General features: G+C 67.7%; 6 protein-coding genes. All 6 read left to right on the top strand.

Annotated features, from left to right (window positions below; genetic code table 11):
- On the top strand, positions 1-1,054 hold a 1,054-nt coding region (locus ABZE72_RS13810; RefSeq protein WP_372729611.1), incomplete at its 5' end, for a nucleotide sugar dehydrogenase.
- Positions 1,055-1,064: 10 nt separating this feature from the next.
- The gene (locus tag ABZE72_RS13805) at positions 1,065-2,162 is read left to right on the top strand and encodes a glycosyltransferase (RefSeq protein ID WP_372729610.1); all 1,098 of its coding nucleotides are present in this window, start codon (positions 1,065-1,067) and stop codon (positions 2,160-2,162) included.
- A 50-nt stretch (positions 2,163-2,212) separates the two neighbouring features.
- Entirely contained in the window at positions 2,213-4,030 is a 1,818-nt protein-coding gene (asnB, locus tag ABZE72_RS13800) for an asparagine synthase (glutamine-hydrolyzing) (protein WP_372729609.1), read from the top strand.
- Positions 4,031-4,083: 53 nt separating this feature from the next.
- The gene (locus tag ABZE72_RS13795) at positions 4,084-5,154 is read left to right on the top strand and encodes a glycosyltransferase family 4 protein (protein ID WP_372729608.1); all 1,071 of its coding nucleotides are present in this window, start codon (positions 4,084-4,086) and stop codon (positions 5,152-5,154) included.
- A gap of 53 nt (positions 5,155-5,207) precedes the next feature.
- Positions 5,208-6,851, top strand: a complete 1,644-nt coding sequence (locus ABZE72_RS13790; RefSeq protein WP_372729607.1) for an ABC transporter ATP-binding protein — start codon at positions 5,208-5,210, stop codon at positions 6,849-6,851.
- Between the two features lie 4 nt (positions 6,852-6,855).
- Complete coding sequence (locus ABZE72_RS13785; protein ID WP_372729606.1) at positions 6,856-8,142, top strand: O-antigen ligase family protein; 1,287 nt, start codon at positions 6,856-6,858, stop codon at positions 8,140-8,142.
- Positions 8,143-8,606: the final 464 nt, after the last annotated feature.

Raw genomic sequence — 8,606 nt, 5'->3', positions numbered from 1 at the left:
GACGGCCAACCCGGCCACGTCCGCCGGCTTCGACTTCGCGATCATCACGGTTCCCACGCCGCTGCGGGAGACCTTGCCCGACCTCTCGTTCATCGAGTCCGCGGCGCACGATCTCTCCGTGCACCTGACCAAGGGATGCACCGTCGTCCTGGAGTCCACGACGTACCCCGGTACCACCGAGTCACTGATGGTGCCGATCCTGGAACAGGGCAGCGGCCTGAAGGCAGGCGTCGACTTCTTCGTGGGTTACTCGCCCGAACGCATCGACCCGGGCAACACCCAGTACGGCTTCGTCAACACCCCCAAGGTCGTGGCCGGCATCGACGACGCTTCCTCGGAGGTGATCTGCAACCTCTACGGGCGCCTCGTGGACACGGTGGTCCCGGTCTCGACCCCCAAGGAGGCCGAGCTCACCAAGCTCCTGGAGAACACCTTCCGACACGTCAACATCGCCCTCGTGAACGAGCTCGCCGTCTTCGCCCGTGACCTGGGCATCGACGTGTGGGAGGCCATCGACGCGGCTGCGACCAAGCCGTTCGGGTTCATGAAGTTCACCCCGGGGCCGGGCGTGGGAGGCCACTGCCTCCCGGTGGACCCGTCCTACCTCTCCTGGCAGGTACGCCGGACCCTGGGACACAGCTTCCGCTTCGTCGAGCTGGCCAACGACGTGAACGAGCACATGCCCGACTACGTCGTCCAGCGACTGATCGCCGGTCTCAACCAGCGCAAGCAGGCGCTCAACGGCAGCACGGTGCTTCTCGTGGGCATGTCCTACAAGAAGAACACCGGCGACGACCGCGAGTCGCCGGCGCTGCGGGTCGCCGAACTGCTCGTGGGCCAGGGTTGTGTGCTGAAGGCGGCAGACCCGTATGTCCGTCAGCTGCGGGTCGACGGCGTAGAGCTGGTCGAGCTCACCGCGGAGGCCGTGGACAGTGCCGACGCGATCATCATCCTGACCGACCACGACGACTTCGACTACGAGCTGGTGGCGAACTCCCCGGCGTACGTCCTGGACACCCGGCGCCGGCTGGGCGGCCGCCGTGAAACGCTCTGAGTCCGGTCGCATGCGGGTCGCGTTCGTCCTCGGGCAGAACGCAGGCGGTGGTACGGAGCTCCAGGCGCGTGCCCTGATCCGGGAACTGGGCCTCGCCGGCGTACACGTCGACGTCTTCCTCCTCGATGCTGCCGCGGGCGCCAGCGGGCTCCCGGACGACACCATCGTGCTCGCCCACGGACGGCCCCGGGGAGCGCGGGCGGTGCTGGCCTATGTGGAGATGACCTATCGGCTGCGTCAGCACCTGCGTCGAGGCGGCTATTCGGTTGCCCACTCCGCGATGGCGCGGGGTTACACACTCATGGCGATCGCGTCACTGGGGCTTCCGGGGCTGCGCCGGGTCACGTGGCGTCGGAACCTCGGGGTTCACGTGCAGGGCCGATGGCGCCATGTCATGCGGCTGGTCGAGAGGCTCGTCGTCCGGCAAGCCGACCATGTGGTCTCGAACTCGGAGGACGTGGCGCACTTCTGGCGGGGGTTCGCCGGCGGGGCGCCCGAGAAGCACGTGGTGATCCCGAACATCCTGGAGCGATGGCGGTTCGAGCAGGTGCCTCCCGTAGTGCCGCCCGGTGAGAAGATCCGGGTGGTCAGCGTCGGGGCACTGAAGGCGGTGAAGGGTCATGACCTCCTGGTCCAGGCCGTGGCCGGCGATTCAGAGTTGAGGGCCAATGTCGAGGTCGTCCTGGTGGGAGAGGGGCCCGAACGGTCGGCCCTCGCGACCAGATCCTCGGCGGCTGGGGTGGACCTGCGCCTGACAGGTGCCGTGCCGGACCCACGAGGGTGGTTGAGCGGCGCCGACATCTACGTGCAACCGTCGTTGAGCGAGGGCTCGAGCAACGCCGTGGCCGAGGCCATGGCTGCTGGACTTCCGGTGCTGGCGTTCCAGGTCGGGGGCATGCGAGAGCTTGTAGGGGATGCCGGAGTGCTCGTGGAACGGGTCGACGCCGGAGCGCTGGCCGGCGCTCTACGGGCGCTGATGTCCGATCCGGACGAGAGAGCACGCCTCGGGGCAGCGGCACAGCAACGAATGGCAAGCCGCTCCGGCCCCGAAGAAGTCGTCGAACGGTACCTACGTCTATACGGAGCGAGTCGAGCATGTGCGGAATAGTCGGGGTGGTCGACAGACCGACCCCAGGGCGGGCCGACCTGCTGAGGTCCATGAACGCCAGGATCGTTCACCGGGGCCCCGACGAGGACGGGGTGTACGAGGACGAGCGTGTTGCCATGGCCATGCGGCGGCTCTCGATCCAGGACGTCGCTCACGGGCACCAGCCGGCCACGAGCGAGTCCGGCGACGTCATCTGCATGCTGAACGGCGAGATCTACAACGTCCGTGAGCTCCAGAGGCTGCTGCGTGAGCGCGGGCACCGGCTCGCGAGCGAGTCGGACACAGAGTGCATTCCGCACCTCTACGAGGAGTTCGGACTCGACTTCGTCCAGCATCTCCGGGGCATGTTCGCGATCGCGATCTGGGATCGGCGTACCCAGCAGCTCACCCTGGTCCGGGACCGACTGGGCAAGAAGCCGCTCTACTACTGGCACCGTGGGGAACGGCTGAGCTACGGCTCAGAGCTCAAGGCGATCCTCGCCGACCTCGACCTCCCGCGCGTCGCGGATCCGGTGGCGATCAGCCACTATCTGACCTTCCAGTACGTTCCCGCTCCTTGGTCCGCGGTTCAGGGAGTCAAGAAGCTGCCTCCCGGCCACCTGCTCGTGCTCCGGGGCGATGAGGCGGAGATCCGGCGGTACTGGTCGCTCGACTACGCGCCGAGCGGGGTCAGGGATGAGCGGACCGACGACGAGCTCGTCGAGGAGCTCCGCGAGAACCTCCGCGAGAGCGTTCGTCTGCGCATGATCAGTGAACGGCCGCTGGGCGCCTTCCTGTCCGGTGGCCTTGATTCCTCGGCCGTCGTCGCTGCGATGAGCCAGGTCGGGGTCGAGCGCATCAAGACGTTCTCGATCGGGTTCGACGAGGAGAGCCACAACGAACTGCCCTACGCGCGACGGGTGGCCCAGCACTACGGCACCGACCATCACGAGCTCGTGGTGAAGCCCGATGCGCTCGACGTGATCCCTCGCCTGGCGGCGTCGTTCGACGAGCCCTACGCGGACTCCTCGGCCATCCCCAGCTGGTACCTCGCCGACATGGCCGCCAAGCACGTGGTGGTGGCCCTGAACGGAGACGGCGGTGACGAGGCGTTGGGTGGTTACGCCCGCTACCAGCGCTTCCTGACCGGGTCGGGCCGCCGGCTGCCACGCCCCATGGCAAGCGCCATGCTCAGGGCGGGCCAGCGTCTGCGTCCCTACGGCGCTCGCAGCGTCACGTTGCGACGGCTCTCGACGGGCACCACCCTGCTGGGCGAGTCCGATCCCGCCCACCGGTACGCCCGTTTCCTGTCCTACTTCAGACCGGAGGAGAAGTTCGAGCTCTTCGATCCCCGCTTCGCCGATCGGGTTCGTCAGGAGGACAGTTACGCCCTGGTCAGTCAGATCTGGGCCGAGCACGAGCGCACTGATGTGGTGAATCGCCTGCTGGCGATCGACACCTACACCTACCTGCCCGGCGACCTGTTGCCCAAGGTGGACATCACCACGATGTCCGTCTCGTTGGAGGCCCGCAGTCCCTTCCTCGATCACACCTTCTTCGAGTGGGCGGCAGCGATCCCGGGCTCGCGGAAGATCCAGAATGGCTCCGCCAAGTACCTGCTCAAGCGTGCCCTGGAGGGCTGGATCGACGACGACCTGATCCACCGCCGTAAGCAGGGCTTCGCGATTCCCCTGGGTGGCTGGTTGCGAGGCCCGTTGCGCGACATGGTCTATGACACGCTCACGGACTCGACTGCTGCCGGTCGCGGCTACTTCGACATGGCCAAGGTGCGCGCGATCCTGGACGGGCACATGGAGGGCGTCGACCGCAGCGGTCACATCTACGCTCTCCTCATGCTCGAGTTGTGGCATCGGGAAGTGCTCGGGTGAGTCACCAGGGTCGGCGACGAGGACGCCGGGGTGGTCAGCGGCGGATCCTGCTGGTGATCGGTTCGGCGCGGGTCGGTGGCGCCGAGACGCAGATGGTCCGACTGGCCTGTGAGCTGCGCAGTCGCGGCGAGGACGTGCACATGCTCTTCCTCGCCGGCGGCGGTTCGCTGACCACGAAACTTGACGCTGCAGGGGTTCCCTGGGAGGTGATGCGGCGCCACGACGGGCCCTCGTCGGGCACCCTGCGGGACCTGCAGGCGTTGGCCCGTCTGGCGTGGCGCATCACAAGGCTCCGTCCCTCGGTCGTGTGTGCCTGGCTCGCGGGGGCGATCTGGCCCGCGATGCTTTTCACGCAGATGTTCACTCGGGCCCGTCGGGTGGCGGGCTTCCGCGGCGAGGTATTCGATCGCGACCTGCGCTGGCAGGCCCCTTTGTTCCGTCACGCGATCAGTCACGCCCACGTCGTGACGATCAACAGTCCCTCGCTGAGGGGGGAGGCCGAGCGGTGGGGCGCCGACCCCGCACGGGTCACCTTCATTCCCAACGGAGTCGACCTCCCAGCGCGAACTGCCGATGTCGCCGGCGAGATCCCGACTGCCGTGGTCGTCTCGAACTACCGCTGGTACAAGGGCCACGACTGCTTGCTGCAGGCTCTGTCCGCCGTCAGCACGCCCGTCCGTGTGCGGCTGTGCGGGGAGGGCGACGGACAGGTCGCTCTGAGGCTCAAAGCGCAGGCGCTCGGCCTGTCGGAGGTCGTCACGTTCGTCGACGAACCTGCGGACGTGCCTCGTGAACTGATGGCGGCCCAGTTCGCCATCCATCCTTCCGTCACGGAAGGTCTGTCCAACGCGATCCTCGAGCAGCTCAGCCACGGCCTCCCGGTGATCGCTTGCCGGGTCGGGGGCAACCCGCTGCTGGTCGAGCACGAGCGCAACGGGCTACTCGTGGAACCCGACGACAGCCGGGCGATGGCGTCTGCGATCGACACGATGGCGGGCGACGCCGATCTCAGGAAGAGGATGGCAGTCGAAGCGCTCGCGCGGGTCGGTCACTTCACCTGGCAGAGCTGTGTCGACCGGTACGTCGAGCTATGGGACGAGCAGTGCGGAGCAGGTTCGCCATGATGGGCAGGACTCGTGCGTTTCTCGCGCTCTACGACGACAAGGCACGTCGGTCCGTGGCGCTCGCGATGGTGTTCGCCGCAGGTCTCTCCAGCTTGGACTTCGCGTCGCTGGTGGTGCTGTATCCCGTGTTCAGCGCACTCGCGGGCGGCGAGGATTCCGGCGGCTCGAACACTTCCTCGTTGTGGCTGGTCGGGGGGATGGAGCCCGGGACGCTGATCCTGGTGGCGATGGCGATCATGATCGGGCGTTCGGTGCTGGGCTTCCTGATGCGCATGTGGTGGGGCTACCGGGCGGCCCAGGCGGAGGTGGCGCTGGGATCTCGCCTGGTGCGCACCTACGCGTTCGCGCCGTACGCCTTCCATCTCAGCAACAGCTCCTCGGAACTGCTCGGGCGGGCTGTCTCGCACGTCAACATGGCCACGACGATCGGCCTGGGGGGCATCGTCCTGCTCGCCGGTGATCTGACCGCCGCCCTGGCGATGACGGGCGCACTCTTCTTCGTCAATCCGGTCGCCGCCCTCGCCATCGGCCTGTACCTCGGGCTCATGGGTGGGTTCTTCCTCTTCTTCTCGCGGACGTTCGTGAAGCGTCAGTCCGACGCCCTGTCGAAGCGGATCGGTCACGTCTATGCGCATGCGGCTCACGTACTACGCGGCATCCGGGAGTTGACGGTCTCGAACGGCCGCGAGGTCGCGTTGGCCGAGATGGATGAGGCCCGCTCCGACATGACGATCCGGCAACGCAACCTGATCGTGCTGAGCGAAGTGCCACGCATGGTTCTGGAGGTGGGGCTCTACGCCGCCATCCTGTTGTCGTTGCTCTGGGTGCTCGGCAAGGACGCCCAGGAGACAGTCCTGCCGATCGTCGCCCTCTACGTCGTCGCCGCGCTGAGAATTCTTCCCGCCCTGGCCCGGCTGCTGGGAACCGTCACCCAGATTCGCACCGGGTTCGAGTTGGGAGAGCAGTTGGGCCGGGAGATCGAGCAGGTCGAGGCGCAAGGTCACCAGGTGAACCGCCCCGCCGGCGACCTCCCGCCTGAGGGCGACCTGCGACTCGACCACCTGACCTTTGCCTACGACGCGGAGCAGCCGGTCCTGGACGGGCTCGACCTGATCGTCCAGCACGGTGAGACGGTCGGCATCGTGGGCTCCTCGGGGTCCGGCAAGACCACCCTCCTCGGGATCCTGCTGGGGCTGCTTGCCCCCACCGCGGGGCACGTCCGCTACGGCGGCGCTGACATCGGCGTGGCCGACCCCCGATGGCTGTCGATGGTCGCCTATGTCCCGCAGGACGTGTTCATCGTCGACGACACGGTGCTCGCGAACGTCTGTCTCGGAGACAGTCGTCTGGACGAGAGCCGGGCGTACGAGGCGCTCACCTCGGCGCGGCTAGCCGACGTCATCGATGGGCTTCCGGAGGGCATGCACACCCGCGTGCACGAGGGTGGCGCTCGCCTGTCCGTGGGGCAGCGGCAGCGGCTGGGTATCGCCCGAGCCCTCTACCGCAATGCTCAGGTGCTGCTCTTGGACGAGCCCACCGCCGCTCTGGACTCCACCACTGAGGCCGAGGTGGTCGAGACCCTGAACGCTCTGCGGGGAGAGGTCACCATGATCGTCGTGGCGCATCGGCTGGGTACTCTGGACGCGGCCGACAGAGTTCTGCAGCTTGAGGGTGGCGCGCTTGTTCGCATCAGGTGATCCGGTGGGCGTCCGCCTGTTCTGGCTCGCGGCGGCCGGAGCAGCCGGAGCCGCGGTCGGCGGTGCCGCGGCGGGCGCCCACCCCTTGATCGCGACGACCGGCCTCCTGGTTGCCGGGGGGGTCGCGGCGATGCTCGTTCTCGTCCGCCCCGCCCTCTCCGTGTGGGTGGGGGTGCTCGTGCCGGCGATCGAGCTGGTCCTTCCCTCCTCCACCTGGCACCTCGCGGGCTTCGTGCTCCTTCTCGTCGGGGCGGTTGCGGCCTGGCCCGCCGCCTCGGGCCTTGCCCGACGATGGGCGACACTCTTCGCGGTCACCGCCGTGTGGATCACTTTCGCGGGGCTGGTGATCAGCCCCCGGGGGATCGGGACGACGCAGTTGGTGATCGGAATCGACTACGCGCTGCTCCTGGCGATGGTCACGGCCCTGGTCACTGTGAAGTTCGACTTCATCCGGCTGGCCCTCGCCGGGTGGGGGGTGGCGGCCTCGTGGCTGGCGATCACGACTCCCGACCTGATCGCCGACCGCAGTCAGACTGTCATCGGAGAGAACGCCAACGGTTTGGGATCCCTGTGCGCGCTCGGCCTGGTAGCTGCGGCTTCGGCTCTGGCGGCCTCGCGGAACCGACTACTGCACTGGGGGTGGGCGGTCGGTGTCGTGTGTGCCTCCGGGATCGTCGCCACCGGCTCGAGGGGGGCCCTCGTCGCCGCGGTCGCCGGCGCCGGCGCCGTCCTGCTCCAGCCGCACCTGCGCCGGGGTGGGATGCGCTCGGTCGTGATCGTGGGAAGCAGCCTCTTGATCACCTATGCGGCCATGGACGCCGGATTGAGATGGTTCACGGCCTACGTGGGCAGAAGTTCGGCCAGTTTCGAGAACGTGATGGGTCGGGAGGAGGCGCTTCGGTTCGCGATCCTCACTGGATGGAACAACCCCTTGGCCGGTGTCGGCTTGGGGCGGCTGAGTGTCGTGCCGTACTACAACGGAGACCAGGGGCTCGGTCTGCGTGCGCACAACACGTTCGCCGGGATTTTCGCTGAGTCCGGGGTGGTCGCACTGTTGCTCGTGTTGGTGGTCATCGGCCGGGCGCTGACCCGGGCGCGCCTCGACCCAGGGGGGCTGTTGGGCCTTGTCGTGGCATTCGTCGTACTCGGCTTCACCCTCGAGTGGTGGGGCACCGCCCGTGTCGGGGTGCTCGCGATGTTCGTGATGGCAGCGGCGGGGACGTCACGAAGACAGATCGAGCAGCCCGAGCATGCCGCCACGGAGCCTTCGCCGACACCAGCCGGGGGTTGAACTGGGTCCTCGGGCGACGCCTGCGGCCCGGACTAGGTGTACCCGGCCATCAGGTTGGTAGCACTCGGCTGATCGGCGGGTGGCCTCCGAGTGCGCTGTGGCGGCGTCGAGTGTCGTAGTGCTCGAGCCTGCTTGGTGGCGCCGGACGATCTGCCTGCGACCGTGGGACACGAGAACCTCCGGGTTGGAGTGGTCCTTGGTCAAGCCGCATCCCATCCGGAGGTTCTCGTTCGTTCAGCCAGGCTCGCCGCTACCAACGACCTGGCCGGGTACAACTAGACGCCCGCCACGGTCGTGAACCGGCCAGCCGAGTTCAACTAGGCCGACGGGATGACGGTCGAGGCAGCGATTGCGGGCGCTGGGCCGTATCCGTAGCCGTAGCCGTAGCGGGTGCCGTTGAACTTCGACGGCACCATGTTGATGACGACTCCGGCGGGCTCCGCGTCGACCGCCGTAAGTCGGTC

Source organism: Nocardioides sp. (assembly GCF_041600255.1).
Classification (GTDB): Bacteria; Actinomycetota; Actinomycetes; order Propionibacteriales; family Nocardioidaceae; genus Nocardioides.
Note: the sequence above shows the minus strand (reverse complement) of the source record. Positions and strands in the feature narration are given on the sequence as shown.

Coding starts and splice junctions, on each gene's coding strand:
- ABZE72_RS13805 (WP_372729610.1), top strand. CDS start 1,065: ATGCGGGTCGCGTTCGTCCTCGGGCAGAACGCAGGCGGTGGTACGGAG.
- asnB (WP_372729609.1), top strand. CDS start 2,213: ATGAACGCCAGGATCGTTCACCGGGGCCCCGACGAGGACGGGGTGTAC.